This is a genomic window from Bacillus sp. bc15 (genome assembly GCF_900142585.1).
Lineage (GTDB): Bacteria > Bacillota > Bacilli > Bacillales > Bacillaceae_G > Bacillus_A > Bacillus_A cereus.
This window is the reverse complement of the sequence record NZ_FRBJ01000005.1, coordinates 143,864-162,422: the sequence shown is the minus strand read 5'-3', so window position 1 is coordinate 162,422 and position 18,559 is coordinate 143,864. Positions and strand designations below refer to the sequence as shown.

The following is an 18,559-nucleotide window of genomic DNA, read 5'->3' as shown; positions in this document are numbered from 1 at the left end:
TGTTACTTATTACGTTTAATATAGTCTAATAAACGTTCAATATCCCATGTGTTAATCACGTTATCTTTTTGAATCCAACCTTTACGTGCTGCAGCTACACCTGTTTCCATATCTTCTAACATTTCAAGTGTATGAGCATCCGTATTAATCGCTACTTTTACACCAGCATCTTGTGCTTGTTTTAATAATTTCGCGCTTAAATCTAGACGGTTCGGATTCGCATTTAATTCTAAAACTGTATTTGTCTCTTTTGCGAGTTCAATTAATAAATCTGTATCTACATCATAACCCTCACGGCGCCCGAGAAGACGTCCTGTCGGATGGGCAATCATTGTGACATGTTTATTCTCAAGTGCAGTACGCAGACGCTTCATAATCGTTTCACGGTCTTGTGAGAAGCTAGAGTGAATCGCTCCAATGACATAGTCTAATTCTTCTAATACTTCATCATCAAAATCAAGAGAGGCATCTGGTAAAATGTCCATTTCAATTCCGCGTAAAATTGTAATGTCTGGATACTTTTCATTCATACGTTCAATTTCTTTCGCTTGCTCACGAAGACGCTCTTTCGTTAAACCATTCGCTACTTTCAAATATTGCGAGTGATCAGTAATCGCCATAAACTTGTATCCACGAGCACGGCACGCTTGTACCATTTCTTCAATAGAAAAAGCACCGTCACTCCAAGTTGTATGCATATGTAAATCACCTTGTATATCGGAAAACTGAATTAAGTTCGGATACTCTTTAATTAATTCAATTTCTTTTCCATCTTCACGCACTTCTGGCGGAATAAATGGCAGACCGAAATGAGCGAAGAAGTCTTCTTCAGTCTCAAATGTTTTCACTTCACCTGTTTCCAAGTTCTCTACACCGTACTCACTAATTTTCTCGCCTTTATCTTTTGCGATTTGACGCATTTTTACGTTATGGTCCTTTGATCCTGTGAAATGGTGAAGAGTTGTAATAAACTCTTCTGGTTTTACTAAACGAAAATCGATTGAAATATCATATTCATATTGAAGACGGACAGAAACTTTTGTATCTCCACTTGCGATTACTTCAATCATATTATCGAATTGTAGTAAATGCTCACGTACCGCTGCTGGTTCTGTCGTTGCAATGATAAAATCTAAATCTTTCACTGTCTCACGAACACGGCGTAAGCTACCAGCGCGAGAGAAACGAATGACTTCAGCAATATTCGACAATTTCTCCTCTATTTCCCCGGCAATAGGTAATACCATCGCAATTGGTAAACGCTCTGGACGAGAGCCTACTTGATCGATTGCTTCTAATATTTTCTCTTCTGTCTTCTTACCGAAACCTGCTAAAGCCTGTACTTTATTTTCCTCACAAACAGCTTTTAGCGATTCCATGTCAACAACACCAAGTTCTTTATATAACTTAGCCACCTTTTTACCACCAAGTCCTGGTAGTTTTAATAACGGCAATAAGCTACTTGGTACTTCTTTCTCAAGTTCTTGTAATACTTCAGATGTTCCCGATTCTATATATTCTTGAATAACGGCTGCTGTTCCTTTTCCGATTCCTGGAATCTTTGTGAAATCTTCAATTTCAGAAAGACTACGATCGTCACTTTCTAATGCTGCTGCCGCTTTACGAAATGCAGATATTTTAAATGGATTCGCACCCTTTAGTTCCATAAAAAGCCCGATTGTCTCTAATAATTTGATAACTTGTTTTTTATTTACTTTCATCATTGCCCCGCCTTTCTTTCATAGAAAAAAACTTCTCTTTCCGAAAAAAGAGAAGTTATACTCTGCTACCTGTCTGCCATAGTTCCTTCACCTTTTCAGATAGAATCGGTGTATCGTCTACAATTATTTTGCTAATTGATGATTTTTGTAATGGTGTTTGTACTTGTTCAATCGGAAGAATATTTCCAATGATAATTAAGACAAACAAAATAATATATACTTCTAAAAATCCGAGGATTGCCCCCGCAAACGCATTTACTTGCTTTAAAACCGGTATTTCTGCAAACATATTTAACAAATTACCAAGTAATGAAAGTGCAATTTTAGTGATAATAAACAATATGATAAACGCAAGCGCTTGATAAAATACTGTCTCAATATTATTTGCATCAATCCATTCTGGAACAGATACGTTTTTATCAAATGGATACGGAATAAATTTCGCAAGTGCTGGCGCTAAATCTTTACAGTACCAGTATGCAACAAGGTATGCGATAATAAAGCTTGTTAACTTTACAAGTTGCAGAATAAACCCTCTGCGTAAACCGAGGAAAAATCCCATAACAAGCAGTAAAATGATAATAATATCAATCATGTTATTCCATTCCTTTTTTTGTCATACTTTCTTTCAATTTCTCATGTTCTTCTTTTAATTTTATGTAATCGTGTATGACGTTTACCGCCGTCAATACCGCTAGTCTACTCGTGTCAAGCGAAGGATTCTTGGCATTGAGTTCGCGCATTTTATCATCCACAATCGCTGCTACCATGCGGATATGACTTGTACTTTCATCGCCAACAACTGAATATTGCTGACCATAGATTTCTACATTAATTCGACTTTTCTTTCCCTTTTGTTGTGACAACTCACCGGCCTCCAATCACGTACAGAATCCTAAAGTTTATCATACCATGAACCTTCATAATATGGAAACAGAAAGAACAATCCGATATGATAAAAATAACAATATAAAAAAAGGGGCGACCATTATGTCAAATTCTATCGTAATTCAAACAAATTCTACAGTAATTGAAGACATGAAACAACAATATAAACATTCGCTTAGCCCAAAAATTCCACAAGGCGGAATCTTCATGGCCAAGGTACCATCTTGCACAATTACAGCGTATAAATCTGGAAAAGTAATGTTCCAAGGAGGCCGCGCTGAAGCAGAAGCTTCTCGTTGGCAAACTGTCTCTCAAACACCGAAAACAGCTGTAAAAAAATCTGTCGATTCCCATCGTTATGCGCCGCCCGCTTCCATCGGTACAATGTCTATTGTAGGGTCTGATGAAGTTGGTACGGGAGATTTCTTTGGACCGATGACAGTCGTTGCTGTATATGTGGATGCAAAGCAAATTCCACTACTAAAAGAACTTGGTGTAAAAGACTCTAAAAACTTAAATGACGATCAAATTACTGCCATTGCGAAACAACTTCTACACGTTGTTCCTTACAGCTCCCTTGTCCTTCATAATGAAAAATATAACGAGCTATTTGATAAAGGAAACAACCAAGGTAAGTTAAAAGCTTTACTACACAATAAAGCTATTACAAACTTATTAGCTAAAATGGCACCTACAAAACCTGAAGGCGTCTTAATCGATCAATTCACACAACCTGATACATACTATAAATATTTAGCAAAACAAAAACAGGTACAGCGTGAAAATGTTTATTTCGCTACGAAAGGTGAAAGCGTCCATTTAGCAGTAGCCGCTGCTTCTATTTTAGCTCGCTACTCATTCGTAAAACAGTTTGACGAACTAAGTAAAAAAGCTGGTATGCCACTTCCAAAAGGTGCTGGTAAACAAGTTGATATCGCTGCTGCTAAATTAATTCAAAAGCTTGGTAAAGAACGATTACCTGAGTTTGTGAAACTGCATTTCGCTAATACGGAGAAGGCGCTTCGCTTATTAAAATAGTATCGACAAAAACAGGAGCCTACAAACTCCTGTTTTTTGTTTCACCCTACTATTGTCCTTATAGTTTTGTTATAATTATAATATACAGATTATTCTAACAAAGGAGGAGATCCCCATTGCTACTTATACAAATGATTCTAAATATTTTACTAGGCGATCCACACGAAAGACAGTTTGAAATTAGGGAAAACATTCAGCTATTAAGTGAACAACGAGCGTTCAACGATTTAATAGAGCGCTATGGCCGATCTTTCTTATTAAACTTTCGGATTCGAAAATTTATCGGGAAACACGATGCTCGCTCGTTAATACATAATCCAGCAAAACTACAACACTTCTGTGAGGAACTTGAATGTATGATTAGAAAGAGGAGGTTTTTCATACGAACGCTGTAAAAGTTAAAAAGATATTATATGTTTTCGTACACCTCGTAGGCCCACTTTCTTACTTCACTATTTCTACCATTTGGGGAGCTTTTTTCACTACTAAATCCACATTCGAAAATATATCTGATAATCTTGGCGTGATGGCCATCTATTACGTGTTCATGAGTTTACTGTGGTTTTTCTATTTCGATCGATTAGACAAAGATGTCGATAACATTACAAAAGAAATTAACGATAAGAAGATGTAATACATGAAAAAAGGAGAGTCGCCAAGACTCTCCTTTTTTATGTTAGCTTCGTTTCTGCTTCTTATTTGATGAAGGTACTTTATGTGAACCTGTTTCATGTGTCGTCGTTCCTTGTCCTTCTACTTCTGGAGAACCAAGGCTTGACCTTGAATGATCTTTTTTCACTTTTTTACTCATTTATATTCACCCCTTCGCGTTACTTTTTGCTACGGGGTCATAAACTATGCAAACAAAAAAGCGAGAGGAAATCCTCTCGCTTTTTTCATATTTTAGAACTCAGAAGAACCTGGAGTTCTTGGGAATGGAATTACGTCACGGATGTTAGCCATACCAGTGATGTACATTAGGAAGCGCTCGAAACCTAGACCGAATCCAGCGTGTTTTGTACCGCCGTATTTTCTAAGTTCTAAGTACCACCAGTAGTCCTCTTCGTTCATACCTAATTCTTTAATTCTGTCTACTAAAACGTCCATTCTTTCTTCACGTTGACTTCCGCCGATTAATTCGCCGATGCCAGGAACTAGAAGGTCAGTAGCAGCTACTGTTTTTCCATCTTCATTCATACGCATGTAGAACGCTTTAATGTCTTTCGGGTAGTCAGTTACGAATACAGGGCGTTTGAAGATCTCTTCTGATAAGTATCTTTCATGCTCTGTTTGTAAGTCAATACCCCATTCTACTGGGTATTTGAAGTCAGCACCTGATTCTTGAAGTACTTTAATTGCTTCTGTATATGTGATGCGACCGAAGTCAGAGTTAATCACGTTGTTCATACGCTCTAGAACTGTTTTATCAACGAAGCTGTTGAAGAAGTCCATCTCTTCTGGTGCATGCTCTAATACATATTTCATTGCATATTTCAGCATATCTTCTGTAAGATCCATTACATCGCCTAACTCAGCGAATGCAATCTCAGGCTCAACCATCCAGAACTCAGCAGCGTGGCGAGTTGTGTTTGAGTTTTCCGCACGGAATGTAGGTCCGAATGTATATACATCACGGAATGCTAATGCATAAGCTTCAGCGTTCAGCTGTCCACTTACTGTTAAGTTTGTTTCTTTACCGAAGAAGTCTTTTGATTCATCAACTTTTCCGTCTTCACCTTTTGGTAGGTTATTTAAATCTTGCGTTGTTACGCGGAACATTTCGCCAGCACCTTCTGTATCACTACCAGTGATGATTGGTGTGTGAACATGTACAAATCCACGCTCTTGGAAGAACTGGTGAATCGCAAATGCTGCGATAGAACGTACGCGGAACGTTGCAGAGAATGCATTTGTTCTTGGACGTAAGTGAGCGATTGTACGTAAGTATTCAAACGTATGACGCTTCTTTTGAAGTGGGTAATCAGAATCTGATAAGCCCTCGATATCAATTTTTTCTGCTTTAATTTCAAATGGTTGCTTCGCTCCAGGCGTTGCAATTACTTTACCTTCTACTTTCACCGAAGAGCTAAGTGGAAGCTTTGCAATTTCTTTAAAGTTCTCTAATTCTGTATCGAAAACGATTTGAACGCTTTTGAAGAAGCTACCGTCGTTTAATTCGATGAAACCAAATGCTTTTGAATCACGTAAGTTACGAATCCACCCTGATACTTGTACTGTTTGACCTGCATACTTTTCTGTATCTCTATACAGACTTTTTACTAATGTGTTTTCCATAGTGAAATTCTCCTTTGCTGATATATTTAAATACAAAAAAACCTTTCATCCATAAAGGGACGAAAGGTTAAACTTCGCGGTACCACCCAATTTGTCATAAAGACCAACTTTAACTCGTATGTAATACATACTTCCCGGTTTGTAACAGGCCGGATTCCCGTCTAAGTCTACTCTTGAATACAAGATTCAATTTCGGTTAGCAACTCCAAGGTGTTCTTCACATATACCGCCTCATCAGGCTCTCACCGCCCCTGACTCGCTTTGGATTATAGTATATACTACTTTTCCTTATCATCGTCTTTCATTTTGTTAAACTAAAATTAATGTACTACATTCGAGAGAAAGATGCAAGATGCCAGAAAATATATAAGCGATTTTTGTAATATATCGACTTACCGACATCTGTCGACGATTGTGCAATAAAAAAAATTGCCGGAATGAATCCGGCAATTTTCTAATTACTTACGTAACTCCGCACCAAATTTCTCTTCTACCGTTGTTAATACACGGTTATGCGCTTCTGTTACTTCTTCATCTGTTAACGTACGTTCTGCATCGAAGTAAGTCATAGAGAATGCAAGTGATTTCTTGCCTTCTTCCATTTTTTCACCTTCGTATAAGTCGAATAATGTTACATCTTTCAGAAGTTCTCCGCCAGCTTCAGCAATAACTTGCTTCATTTCACCAGCTTTTGTTTCTTTTGTTACTACAACAGCCATGTCGCGTGTCATAGATGGGAAACGTGGAATTGCTGAGTAGTAAGTTTCTTCAGCGTCTGCACCGAATACTTTTACAAGAGATAATTCAAATACGAATGTATTTTTCACATCTAATTGTTTTTCTGCTTCTGGGTGCAATTGACCGATGAAGCCAATTACTTCGCCATCTAATACGATGTCAGCTGTACGGCCTGGGTGCATACCTTCACGTTTTGCTGGTGCATATGTGATTTGGTTTGAAACGCCAAGTACGTCGAATAGTCCTTCTAGTACACCTTTCACAACGAAGAAGTCTACTACTTTCTTCTCACCTTGCCATGCATGGTGAAGAGCAAGACCTGTCATAACACCTGCAAGGTGTTGTTCTTCTTTCGGAAGTTCTCCTGCTTCTGTTGGTAAGAAGATAGAACCTACTTCGTACAAAGCAACGCTGTCGTTTTTACGAGCAACATTGTATGAAACTGCTTCTAGCAATTGTGGCACTAAGCTTAAACGAAGTTGGCTGCGCTCTTCGCTCATTGGAAGCGCAAGGTTTACAGGTGCTTTTTCGTTTGGCTCAACCATATATTGTTTCGCTTTGTCAGCGCTTGTTAATGAATACGTGATTGCTTCATATAAACCAGCACCCTCTAAGAAGCGACGTACTTTACGACGTTTCGTTTGTGCTGATGTTAATTTACCACGAGTCATTGTTCCAAAAGGTAATGTAACTGGAATGTGGTCATAACCGTATAGACGGCCCACTTCTTCTACTAAGTCTTCTGAAATTGTAATATCAGGACGACGTGCTGGTACATTTACATGGAATGTTCCTTCTACTTCTGTGAATGGGAATTTCAAGTTTGTAAACATTGTACCCATTTCACTCGCAGAAATATTTGTACCTAATACACGGTTTACTTTTTCAGCAGTAACAGATACTGTACGCTCTTGTACTTGTAAGTTGTCAGCTTCTACTACACCTTCAAGCGCTTCACCGCCAGCATATTTCGCCATTAAAGCAGCTGCGTGTTGAATTGCTTCAAATGTACGTGTTGGGTCGATTCCTTTTTCGAAACGTGCACTTGATTCACTACGAAGACCTAAGTCTTTTGATGTACGACGCACTGTTTGACCTGCAAAGTATGCAGACTCAATTAGAACGTTTACTGTCTCATTTGTAACTTCAGAATCCGCTCCGCCCATTACACCAGCAACAGCTAAGGCTTTTGTTCCGTTTGTAATTACAAGGTGGTGGCTTTGTAATGTACGCTCTTGATCATCTAACGTTTCAATTTTTTCGCCTTCTTTTGCAAGACGAACAACGATTTCCTTTGAACCTAATTTATCGTAATCGAATGCATGTAACGGTTGACCGTATTCCATCAAAATGTAGTTTGTAATATCAACTACGTTGCTAATTGGACGAATGCCAGCTGCCATAAGACGAGTTTGCATCCACATTGGTGATGGACCAATCTTTACGTTTTTAACCATTTTTGCAATGTATAATGGGTTTTCTTCTTTCGCTTCTACACTTACAGAAATATAATCAGAAGTTTTTTCTGCTGTTTCTTGTAATTCGATAGCTGGAAGTTTTACTTCGCGGCCGTAAATAGCAGCCACTTCATATGCAACACCTAACATGTTTAAGCAATCTGCACGGTTTGGTGTTAAACCAAGCTCAAGTACTTCATCGTGTAAGTTTAAAATTTCAAGTGCATCTGCACCAACTTCAGCGTCACTTGGGAAGATGAAGATACCATCTGCATATTCTTTTGAAACTAACTTTCCATCAATGCCAAGCTCTTGAAGAGCACAAACCATACCGTGAGAAGCTTCACCACGTAGTTTTGCTTTTTTAATTTTGAAGTTACCAGGAAGTACAGCACCAACTTTTGCAACTGGTACTTTTAAACCTTTTGCAATGTTAGCAGCTCCACAAATAATTTGAACTGGCTCTTCTTCACCGATATCGATTAAGCATTTGCTTAATTTATCAGCTTCTGGGTGTTTTTCACATTCTAATACGTGACCAACTACAACACCTTTTACACCTTTATTTAATACTTCAACGCCTTCTACTTCAATACCACTTTTCGTGATTTTGTCTGCTAGTTCTTGTGCTGTTACATCTTTAATATCTACATACTCTTGTAACCAACGATATGATACGAACATATTTATCCTCTCCTTCCCTTACGCTCGTTTGAATTGTTGTAGGAAACGTACATCATTTGTATAGAAATGACGAATGTCATCTACGCCGTATTTCAACATTGCGATACGCTCTGCGCCCATACCGAATGCGAAACCTTGATATTCTTTTGAATCATAACCAGCCATTTCAAGTACGTTCGGGTGAACCATACCTGCGCCTAAAATTTCAATCCAGCCAGTTCCTTTACAAGTGCCGCAACCTTTGCCATGACACATCATACAAGAAATATCCATCTCTACAGATGGCTCTGTGAATGGGAAGAAACTTGGACGAAGACGGATTTCACGATCTTCACCGAACATCTTTTTCACGAATACTTGCAGTGTACCTTTTAAGTCACTCATACGAATGTTTTTATCAATTACAAGACCTTCAATTTGCATGAACTGATGTGAATGCGTCGCATCATCATCATCGCGGCGATACACTTTACCAGGACAGATAATTTTGATTGGGCCTTTTTCTTTATTATTTTCCATCGTACGTGCTTGCACAGAAGATGTATGTGTACGTAGTAACGTTTCTTCTGTAATGTAGAATGTATCTTGCATGTCACGTGCTGGGTGATCTTTCGGTAAGTTTAGTGCTTCGAAGTTGTAGTAGTCTTTTTCTACTTCTGTTCCTTCAGCTACTTCATAACCCATACCGATGAATACATCTTCAATTTGTTCAACAACAGCTGTTAACGGATGGTGACAACCTGTTTCAACAGGACGACCTGGTAATGTAACATCAATTGTTTCCGTAGCTAATTTCGCTTCAATTACTGCTTTTTCTAAGTTGCTAATTTTGTCTTCTAGACGCGTTTGAATCGCTTCACGTACTTCATTCACTAATGCTCCCATACGTGGACGCTCTTCTGCTGATAATTTTCCCATGCCGCGTAACACTTCTGTAATTGGACCTTTTTTTCCTAAATACGCTACGCGTACGTCGTTTAAGCCCTTTAGCTCTTTCGCTTCTTCAATAAGCTCTAACGCTTTTTGCTTTAGCTCTTTTAAACGTGCTTCCATTTTGGAACCCTCCTAATTTTAAAAATAAAAAAACCTCGCTCCCAAAAAGGGACGAGGTAAATTCGCGGTACCACCCTAAATTGACAGAACAAGTCTGCCCACTCATTAGTTATAACGATCAATTCTGACCGGAACGCCTTTACATATATATGGTCCTGGCGTCAACTCCAGAGGTGAATTCACTTCCGTCTACCATAAGAATGCTTTCAGTCTACGGCATTCTCTCCCTATATGGCGATTTTGTAAGCTACTCTTCTCTATCAACGTTTTTCGTTATTTAACTTTTAATATAATGTACTTCAACTTATTATAAGAAGTTTTTTATTTGTTCGCAACCGGGCTTTGCAAATAATACGTTAAAATCCCTGCTGCAACCGCAACATTTAATGATTCTGCCCCACCGTAAATCGGAATATACAAGTTTTGATCCGTTTTTGCAAGAATTTCTTGGCGTACGCCATTTCCTTCATTTCCAACAATTAATGCAAAACTTCCAGCCGGAGTTACTTCACCATACGGAACTCCATTTTCAAGAGCTGTTCCATATACAGGAACGTTATTTTCTTTTAACTTGTCTACCCATTCTTCTAAGTTCCCTTTTACAATTGGCAAGTGGAAAATAGAACCTTGTGTAGAGCGGAGTACTTTACTATTGTAAACATCAACACAACCTTCTCCAAGCACAACGGCGTGAATACCAGCTGCATCAGCTGTACGAATAATTGTTCCTAAATTACCTGGGTCTTGCAGGCCATCTAATAAAAGGAATTTACCATCAGTAAGAGCTACTTCTTTCTCATGCTTCTCACAAACAGCAAATACACCTTGCGTCGTTTCTGTTTCACGAAGTATTTTTACAATCGCCTCAGGCACGATATACATTTCCACATCATTAACTGTCCAATCCTTCGGAAGGTCTGTCTGATCTGAAACGATAAGTTCTGTTACAATTCCTGCCTTCAGAGCTTCCTCGACTAAGTGAAATCCTTCTACAAAAAATAAACCTTTTTTATCGCGTTCTTTTTTCGTTTGCAGCTTTTTCCACTGCTTTACACGCGGATTTTGTACTGAATCAATGTTTTTCATAATATGTATTTCCCTCTCTTCTTGTCTTATCATTATAGCCTATTTTTCATACATATTTACATAAAAAAGAACAAAAACTAACGTCAGTTTCAATTCTGAAGAAGAGGTGAAAGCAATGAGTTTTAATTTACGCGGTGCCGTATTAGCGAATGTATCTGGTAATTCACAAGATCAATTACAAGAAACAATTGTCGATGCAATTCAAAGCGGTGAAGAAAAAATGCTTCCAGGTCTTGGCGTTTTATTTGAAGTCATTTGGAAAAACGCTGATGAAAATGAAAAGCACGAAATGTTAGAAACACTAGAGCAAGGATTAAAAAAATAAGCAATTTGAAAATCACCTTCGCATAAGCTAAGGTGATTTTTTTACGAAAAAAATTTTTCTTCTCCTAAACATTTCTACTTTACTAACGAACTATGATGGAGTACAATGTTCAAAATACATTTAAACCGATCGATTTTTCTACGTATACATCATTAGATAAAAGGAGTGAATGTTTTATGCACCGTATTACGCTTGAACAAGTTTTTAAACATCACATTACACAAAAATACGTAAACCGTTCTGGAATGGTCCACGCGATCGCTGTCGCTTACCATGCGTTTCACCTAGCCAAAAAGCATCACGCCTCAGTCGATGCTGCAACAAAAGCCGGTTTCCTTCATGATATCGGACATCATACGTGGTACACAGGCGGCGAATGGGACTATGACTTATATAAAAAGAATGATATCCATGCAATTAAAGGTGCTGAAAGAGCACATAAATTGCTTATTAGATTAGGAGAACATCCAAAACTAGCAAAAGAAATTTCTATCGCAATTCTTCTGCATACAGATTCTTTCTTAGTGGAACAAGAAATTGAAAGAACATCTCTTCAAAACATTATTAAATGGGCAGACGAAGCAGATGAAGAACCAGGCGGAGCTCATCATTATAGAACGATTTCTTATGAAAAAGCACTTAAAGCTATTCAGCAATTAGATCGATTGGTAGAGCGTGAATTGCAAATAGAGCAAGCCAAATTGAATAACAAGACAGAACATAGTTATCAATGAGAAAGAGGCATCACTACAGGGTGATACCTCTTTTATTATTTTATGGAAAATAAACCTTTATCCCGCATTAACGGGCAGTAAGACCCCCACCTCGAAATTCAGCAAAGACGAGGAAGTTAGGTGGGGAATCAACTGCCCGTAAAAGCCCGATTGGTGAGGGCTGATAATCAGTGGGGGATGAACCTCCCCAATGATTAAAGTTTCACTTTATATGTAATATTTAAATGTTACATTCAAAAATATTTTACTTTATAATTAAATATACAAATATAAAAGAGGTGATTTTACAAATGCAACCCGCTACACAGCTTCCTAATGAACAAAAACACTCGATGTCATGGGGACAATTTATTAGCTCTGTTTTATTCGCCTTTTTTGGAACTGGACTTATTACTGTGTTCCTCGCAATGCCATTAACAATTTATACAGCAGGTCTTACAGATAAAAAACAAGTTGCCCTGTATGAATCTATTGCAAATACTGCAAGTACCGTATTACAACTAGCTGTATTGTTATTCTTCATTTTTAAATTCGAACCCGCAAAAAAATTACTACTAAAATCTTTTAACTTTAAAACACTGAAAGAATGGCGCACATACGTATACTTACTTCTTTTCTTCGTTATCAACATCATACTCAATTACATCTTGTTAAATTATGTGTTCCAAGACGCAACAAAGCAGCAATCTTCCGCACTAAGCTTAGACGTCTTTAAGCAATATCAAATATTATTACTTCTCAGCTTTGCAATACTCACACCCATTTTTGAAGAACTTATTTTCCGTGGTTTTATACTTCGCTTCTTCTCAGAACGCTTTCCATTTTGGATTGCAGCCATCGTAACAAGTTTCTTCTTCGGTATCGCTCATACATACTCACTTGGGGTAATGGTAATTACTTTCTTTATGGGATTATTAATGGCCATTTTATGTAAAAAAACAAAGTCCATTATTCCAGCTATGTTATTTCATATTATAAATAACATGTTGGCATTCTTGAGTTAAAAAGGGGTATCATCGCGATACCTCTCTTTACTCTTTTATCATAACTTCAAACCCTTCTACGGTTACGTTTTTGATAATCCGTATCGTTATTACCCATTTCCTTCAATTTATATATACTCATTAATAATATCCAAAATAAACCTCATGTAGTAAAATATAACTTAATTCACATAAAGGAGTTTACATATGTTCAGTATTATTTGGATGCTTTTCACGCCACTTCTCTTACTATGCGGGATTGCTGGTGGTATTTTTTTAATAGTAACAGGGATTAAATATCGGAAATTACTCGTTGGTTTAATGGGGCTACTTAGCCTATCCTTTGTCACACTACCTTTTGTTCTTTTAAGTGTAGGGATTCATATCGATACAATTTTCCCGATTCCAACTGCTCTTTACTGGACCCTATTTTCTTTAACTGGATTATTAGCAGGGGTAAGTGGAGTACAAGCCAAAATTAAAAGTATACGTAATATGGGATTCATTATTTTTACCATTGGAATATTAGGTGTTATCTTCTGGGAGCTCATGTCTGTAGGTGATTCATTCTATATATAATATTTTTTAGCAACCTACAAATCGGAGGTAATACAGAAGTGTTTGGAATATTAACTTGGATGATTTTAGCTCTTACTTTAATGTTATGCGTATTTATCGTTGGTATTTTTTTAATTATTTATGGTATTAAATATCATAAATCACTCACTATTATAGCTGGTTTAATTAGCATATTATTTATCGTTGTTCTTATCGTTTGTATAGGTTCTGGAATAGATTTAGAGGGGATGATTCCAATTTATGGAAATTTATATTGGTGCTTCTTCTCTTTAGCTGGACTATTAGCTATTATAAGCGGCAGACACATGTCAAGTATTCGTTCTATGGGGATAATTTTGTTTCTAGCAGGGCTGTGCTCCGTAACTGGTTATCATTTTTTATATCTCACTCTATAAAAAGACAAAAAAGCAGGGAAATTAATTCCCTGCTTTTCTATTTTGTTTATTGCCTGATGGTAAGAAGAACGATAACACCCAAGCAATCCCTGCAAGTATCGTTGCAATTAAGAAGGCATCGTTAATACCGTTAATTGCAGATAGCTTTGAAATTTGTCCATATAATAGTTGTGTGCTCATCGCGTCTCCTGCTTGAGCTGATCCAGCTAAGGCCGCTAAGCTTTGACCCATGCCGTGTACTTTATCAACTAAAATTGGGTTTGATGTTGTTAACATGTTGCCGTAATCTGCTACGTGAGCAGTCGTTTGTTGCGTCATAAGTGTAATTAAAATCGCTGTTCCGATTGAACCCGCTACTTGTCTTGACGTATTTTGCGTTGCTGTACCGTGAGAAATTAATTTCATCGGCAGCGCGTTCATACCAGCTGTCATAATTGGCATCATAATGAATGACATACCAATTGAACGTATAATATAATCCGTCATAATAACGCTATACGGTGTATCCATCGATAATTTTGTAAATTCATATGTCGCATACGTCGTAATTGCCAATCCAATTATCGCTAATGGACGAATGCCATATTTATCGAATAATTTACCCGCCACTGGTCCCATGATCCCCATAATTAATGATCCTGGAAGAAGTAGTAAACCAGATTCAATTGGCGTAAAGCCACGAATGTTTTGCAGATATACTGGAAGCAATAACATACCTCCGAATAATGCCATCGTAACGATTGCGTTAATTACTAAAGTAAAAGTAAATACTGGATATTTAAATACTTGTAAATCAAGCATTTTATTGTCCGTTGTTAACTCTCTCCAAATAAATAACGCTAAACCAATTACACCGATAACAAGTGAAATAATGACTTCTGCACTAGTCCAACTATTATTTCCAGCTTCACTAAATCCGTACAATAAGCTTCCTAGTCCAATACTTGAACTAACCACACCGAATATATCTAATTTCGTTTTAGACACTGGCTGAGCTAGTGTAAAGAATTTTAAAGATAGGAACGTAATAATTAAACCAATAATAAACATCGCATAGAACATTAAGTTCCAGCTATAGTTTTCAATCACCCAACCTGTTACAGTTGGTCCGATAGCTGGCGCTAAAATCATCGCTACACCTAGTAATCCCATCGCCGCTCCGCGTTTATGAGGCGGGAATAACGTCATAAAGATATTCATACCAACCGGCATTAAAATACCCGCACCAACTGCTTGAATTACGCGACCTGTCATCATCATTGTAAAGTTTCCTGAAGTAGCACAAATGATAGATCCTACCGTGAAGAATAACATTGCTGCTACGAATAATTTACGATACGTAAATCGTGAAACTAAAAAGGCACTAATCGGTACTAAAATACCATTTACAAGCATGAAGCCTGTAATTAACCATTGTGCTGTTGAAGTTGATACATTAAATTCATTCATTAACGGAGGTAATGCAACGTTAATGATTGTTTGGTTTAAAATAGAAACGAACATGCCGAGAATTAATACAGCTACAACTGCTTTTACGTTCACATTCTCTACAGGCATAGACATTTGTTTTTTCGGCACTTCTTTTTCTTGTTTTACTTCTTCTTGCTTTCCTGTTTCTAACTCAACTACATTAGAAATTTCCGATTCTTGCTTTCGTTCAATTTCTTTCTCTTCTGTTTCAACTTTACTTACTTCTATTTTACTTACGGCTGGGACTTGTTCTTCTCCCATTTTCGTTTTTTTCTTTCGTAAAAGACGATTTACAAGGAAGAAGACGATTATACAAAATAGTGCATATCCTGCAATTACAATTGAGGACATCTCATCTCCCCCTTACTTATGAATACGAACTGTCACATTCATGCCAGGAACAATATTTACTGATTTGCTATGATCTAAAGAAACTTTAACTGGTACTACTTGTGTTACTTTCGTATAGTTCGCTGTTGCGTTGCTTGATGGCAACATAGAGAATGTATTCGCTGTTGTTAAGCCAACTTGTTCTACTTTTCCTGTTAACGTTGTATCTGGGTATGCATCTACATACACATCTACATCTTGACCTTTTTGAACATCATCAACATCTGTTTCTTCAATGTTTGCTGTTACCCATAAATTGTTCATATCAAATGCATAAGCAATCGGGCTACCTGCTCCAACGAAAGCATTTGTTGTTGCGTTTGATTGTACAACTGTTGCATTTTGTGGAATTGTTACATCTACTGTTTGTTCTCCATTAGCTGCCGCTACAGTAACAGTACCTAATTTATCGTTCTCATTATAATTTTTTCCTACTTCAGCTTTCCAGTCAGTTAGTTTACCTGCTACTGGTGAAGCAACCGGAATTACCTTTCCATCAATCTTTGCATTGTCTGTTTTTAAGTAATTTTCCGTTTGATTGTAATAGTAATAACCGCCAATACCGCCGCCAACTAGTACAATTAATGTGATAATGTTGATAATTACCATTCTTCGAAACTGATTCATTGCATTCCTCTCCTTATATCGCATATAATTTTTTTCTAAACTATTTATGTCCTTATTGTTTAGATTGTTTAATTGTTAATTATATTAACCTTTTAACAAAAAAATCACACCATCTGCAGCGTAAATCGAAATTTATCTACCTGCGAGCGGTGCTGATTTCTGAAGGACTATCGTTTATAATTATAAATAATTATTTTGAATCTACAACCGACAATTTACGTATGAAATGTCGTTTAAACAACAATATAATACCAATATGTTGTTTAAGTACAGAAAATTAAACGAGGGGAAATAAAAATGTCTATTAAAAATACAAATGATCCACGTGTAAAACGGACGAGACAACTCATACAGGATGCTTTTGTCGCTTTAGTAGGCGAAAAAGGTTTTGAAAATGTTACTGTTCAACATATTGCAGAACGCGCTCCTGTAAACCGCGCTACATTTTATAGCCATTACCACGATAAATATGACTTACTAGACAAAAGCATTGAAGAAATGTTAGAAAAGCTAACTGAAGTAATTAAACCGAGAAATAGAAATAAAGAAGATTTCCAATTAACATTTGATTCGCCACATCCAAGTTTTTTGGCCTTGTTCGAACATATTGCAGAAAACACTAACTTCTATAACGTCATGCTTGGTGATAAAGCTGCCGGAAACTATACGTATAAGATGATGAAAGCAATTCAAACGCATTTAACATTAAGCCTCTCTATTTCACAACCTAACGATGAAAAACTAATGGTTCCACGCGATATTCTCATTAGTTATGTTACTGGTGCCCATCTAGGGATGATTATGTCATGGCTTAAAAGAGGAATGATATATACCCCGCATTTTATGGCGATGCAATTAACTCGTTTAATTATTTTAGGCGCTCATACTGCAGCGGGATTAGAACGGCCTTTTTAAAACATAAAAAAGCGAAGGAGAATCTCCTTCGCTTTTTCTATTAATTAAATGTAATGTTATGTACAGCCTCTTTATCAAGACGTTTAATAACTTCTACAATTAACTTCACTGCATTTTCATAATCATCACGATGTAACATTGCCGCATGAGAATGGATATAGCGCGTTGCAATTGTAATTGCCATAGAAGGAATACCATTTACAGCAATGTGAATCGCACCCGCATCCGTTCCTCCGCCCGCTACTGAATCATATTGATACGGGATTTGTAATTCATCAGCAACATCAACTACGAAATCACGTAAACCTGTATGTCCAATAACAGAAGCATCATATAAAATGATTTGTGGTCCATCGCCCATTTTACTTTGCGCTTCTTTTGACGTTACACCCGGTGTATCTCCAGCGATACCAACATCTACTGCGAACGCGATATCTGGTTTAATATAATTCGCAGATGTTTTTGCGCCACGAAGACCAACTTCTTCTTGTACAGTTCCAACGCCGTATACAACGTTTGGATGCTTTTCATCTTTTAGTTGTTTTAATACGTCAATTGCAATTGCACAACCGATTCGGTTATCCCACGCTTTTGCAAGTAACATTTTTTCGTTCTTCATCACTTGGAATTCAAAGTACGGTACAACTTGATCTCCTGGTCGTACGCCCCACTCCATCGCTTCTTCTTGGCTAGAAGCACCGATATCGATGAACATGTCTTTAATTTCAACTGGCTTTTTACGAGCTTCTGGAGGTAAAATGTGCGGTGGTTTTGAACCAATTACACCTGTTACATCTCCTTTACGCGTTACAATCGTCACGCGCTGTGCAAGCATAACTTGTGACCACCAGCCACCAACCGTTTGGAAGCGAAGGAAACCTTTGTCATCGATTTGTGTAATCATAAATCCAACTTCATCTAAATGACCTGCAACCATAATTTTCGGGCCGTTTTCTTCCCCTACTTTTTTCGCAACTAAACTCCCTAAATTATCAGTAGAAAGTTCGTCCGCAAACGGCTCGATATATTTCTTCATTACTTCACGTGGTTCACGTTCGTTACCAGCAATACCACGTGCATCCGTTAATTCTTTTAGCATTGTCAATGTCGCGTCTAATTTTGTCATTGCCAACACCCTCCTTTTTCTTCAGTCAATTCATTATACAATAATTAAATTGAAA

The 18,559-nt window shown here is 37.4% G+C and carries 20 protein-coding genes and 2 other annotated features; of the genes, 9 read left to right on the top strand and 11 right to left on the bottom strand.

Features of this window, described 5'->3' with window-relative positions; all coding sequences use genetic code 11:
• Positions 1-2: 2 nt before the first annotated feature.
• From polX to zapA, 3 genes are read right to left on the bottom strand one after another with little or no spacing between them, the layout of a single operon-like run.
• Entirely contained in the window at positions 3-1,721 is a 1,719-nt protein-coding gene (gene polX, locus BUA87_RS18350; RefSeq protein WP_000867533.1) for a DNA polymerase/3'-5' exonuclease PolX, read from the bottom strand.
• Positions 1,722-1,776: 55 nt separating this feature from the next.
• Entirely contained in the window at positions 1,777-2,316 is a 540-nt protein-coding gene (locus BUA87_RS18345; protein ID WP_000565409.1) for a CvpA family protein, read from the bottom strand.
• A gap of 1 nt (position 2,317) precedes the next feature.
• The gene (gene zapA, locus BUA87_RS18340) at positions 2,318-2,587 is read right to left on the bottom strand and encodes a cell division protein ZapA (RefSeq protein ID WP_000082701.1); all 270 of its coding nucleotides are present in this window, start codon (positions 2,585-2,587) and stop codon (positions 2,318-2,320) included.
• 124 nt (positions 2,588-2,711) lie between these two features.
• Here zapA and rnhC point away from each other — a divergent pair, with 124 nt between their 5' ends.
• The 3 genes from rnhC (at position 2,712) to BUA87_RS18325 (ending at position 4,281) form a co-directional block, all read left to right on the top strand.
• Positions 2,712-3,647, top strand: a complete 936-nt coding sequence (gene rnhC, locus BUA87_RS18335) for a ribonuclease HIII (protein WP_000071572.1) — start codon at positions 2,712-2,714, stop codon at positions 3,645-3,647.
• A 116-nt stretch (positions 3,648-3,763) separates the two neighbouring features.
• On the top strand, positions 3,764-4,042 hold the full coding sequence (locus tag BUA87_RS18330; protein WP_000924589.1) for a hypothetical protein: 279 nt from the start codon (positions 3,764-3,766) through the stop codon (positions 4,040-4,042).
• Between the two features lie 11 nt (positions 4,043-4,053).
• Complete coding sequence (locus BUA87_RS18325; protein WP_071713960.1) at positions 4,054-4,281, top strand: hypothetical protein; 228 nt, start codon at positions 4,054-4,056, stop codon at positions 4,279-4,281.
• 42 nt (positions 4,282-4,323) lie between these two features.
• On the opposite strand, the gene BUA87_RS18320 is transcribed toward BUA87_RS18325, so the two are convergent.
• The 5 genes from BUA87_RS18320 to BUA87_RS18300 all read right to left on the bottom strand — a co-directional run bounded on the left by BUA87_RS18320 (position 4,324) and on the right by BUA87_RS18300 (position 10,993).
• Positions 4,324-4,458 (bottom strand): YuzL family protein, encoded by a 135-nt coding sequence (locus BUA87_RS18320; protein WP_000039592.1) that lies wholly within the window; start codon positions 4,456-4,458, stop codon positions 4,324-4,326.
• Positions 4,459-4,550: 92 nt separating this feature from the next.
• A complete protein-coding gene (asnS, locus tag BUA87_RS18315) occupies positions 4,551-5,942 on the bottom strand; it encodes an asparagine--tRNA ligase (RefSeq protein WP_000432187.1) in 1,392 nt (463 codons plus the stop codon).
• 52 nt (positions 5,943-5,994) lie between these two features.
• Positions 5,995-6,246: a binding site (T-box leader), on the bottom strand.
• Between the two features lie 154 nt (positions 6,247-6,400).
• On the bottom strand, positions 6,401-8,821 hold the full coding sequence (pheT, locus tag BUA87_RS18310; RefSeq protein ID WP_000498194.1) for a phenylalanine--tRNA ligase subunit beta: 2,421 nt from the start codon (positions 8,819-8,821) through the stop codon (positions 6,401-6,403).
• 18 nt (positions 8,822-8,839) lie between these two features.
• Positions 8,840-9,874, bottom strand: a complete 1,035-nt coding sequence (pheS, locus tag BUA87_RS18305) for a phenylalanine--tRNA ligase subunit alpha (protein ID WP_000388222.1) — start codon at positions 9,872-9,874, stop codon at positions 8,840-8,842.
• A 44-nt stretch (positions 9,875-9,918) separates the two neighbouring features.
• Positions 9,919-10,147, bottom strand: a binding site (T-box leader).
• Between the two features lie 48 nt (positions 10,148-10,195).
• Positions 10,196-10,993, bottom strand: coding sequence for a TrmH family RNA methyltransferase (locus BUA87_RS18300; protein WP_001986644.1), 798 nt, complete (start codon positions 10,991-10,993; stop codon positions 10,196-10,198).
• A gap of 82 nt (positions 10,994-11,075) precedes the next feature.
• On the opposite strand from BUA87_RS18300, the gene sspI reads away from it, so the two are divergent.
• From sspI to BUA87_RS18275, 5 genes are all read left to right on the top strand, one after another.
• The gene (gene sspI, locus BUA87_RS18295) at positions 11,076-11,285 is read left to right on the top strand and encodes a small acid-soluble spore protein SspI (RefSeq protein WP_000009509.1); all 210 of its coding nucleotides are present in this window, start codon (positions 11,076-11,078) and stop codon (positions 11,283-11,285) included.
• A gap of 176 nt (positions 11,286-11,461) precedes the next feature.
• The gene (locus BUA87_RS18290) at positions 11,462-12,019 is read left to right on the top strand and encodes an HD domain-containing protein (protein WP_072940436.1); all 558 of its coding nucleotides are present in this window, start codon (positions 11,462-11,464) and stop codon (positions 12,017-12,019) included.
• Between the two features lie 290 nt (positions 12,020-12,309).
• A complete protein-coding gene (locus BUA87_RS18285; protein ID WP_072940433.1) occupies positions 12,310-13,023 on the top strand; it encodes a CPBP family intramembrane glutamic endopeptidase in 714 nt (237 codons plus the stop codon).
• 186 nt (positions 13,024-13,209) lie between these two features.
• Positions 13,210-13,581: a hypothetical protein gene (locus BUA87_RS18280; protein ID WP_000491395.1), complete on the top strand. Its 372-nt coding sequence runs from the start codon at positions 13,210-13,212 to the stop codon at positions 13,579-13,581.
• A 38-nt stretch (positions 13,582-13,619) separates the two neighbouring features.
• Positions 13,620-13,976 (top strand): ammonia permease, encoded by a 357-nt coding sequence (locus BUA87_RS18275; protein WP_072940430.1) that lies wholly within the window; start codon positions 13,620-13,622, stop codon positions 13,974-13,976.
• Positions 13,977-13,997: 21 nt separating this feature from the next.
• Here the strand turns inward: BUA87_RS18275 and BUA87_RS18270 are convergent, their stop codons facing one another.
• Together BUA87_RS18270 and BUA87_RS18265 are read right to left on the bottom strand one after the other, a co-directional pair.
• On the bottom strand, positions 13,998-15,797 hold the full coding sequence (locus BUA87_RS18270) for a DHA2 family efflux MFS transporter permease subunit (RefSeq protein ID WP_000095294.1): 1,800 nt from the start codon (positions 15,795-15,797) through the stop codon (positions 13,998-14,000).
• Positions 15,798-15,809: 12 nt separating this feature from the next.
• Positions 15,810-16,463 (bottom strand): HlyD family secretion protein, encoded by a 654-nt coding sequence (locus BUA87_RS18265; RefSeq protein WP_001071420.1) that lies wholly within the window; start codon positions 16,461-16,463, stop codon positions 15,810-15,812.
• A gap of 297 nt (positions 16,464-16,760) precedes the next feature.
• Between BUA87_RS18265 and BUA87_RS18260 the strand changes: the two genes are divergently transcribed.
• Entirely contained in the window at positions 16,761-17,378 is a 618-nt protein-coding gene (locus BUA87_RS18260) for a TetR/AcrR family transcriptional regulator (RefSeq protein WP_000023672.1), read from the top strand.
• A gap of 40 nt (positions 17,379-17,418) precedes the next feature.
• Here BUA87_RS18260 and BUA87_RS18255 read toward each other — a convergent pair whose 3' ends face one another.
• On the bottom strand, positions 17,419-18,504 hold the full coding sequence (locus BUA87_RS18255; RefSeq protein WP_000163555.1) for a M42 family metallopeptidase: 1,086 nt from the start codon (positions 18,502-18,504) through the stop codon (positions 17,419-17,421).
• Positions 18,505-18,559: the final 55 nt, after the last annotated feature.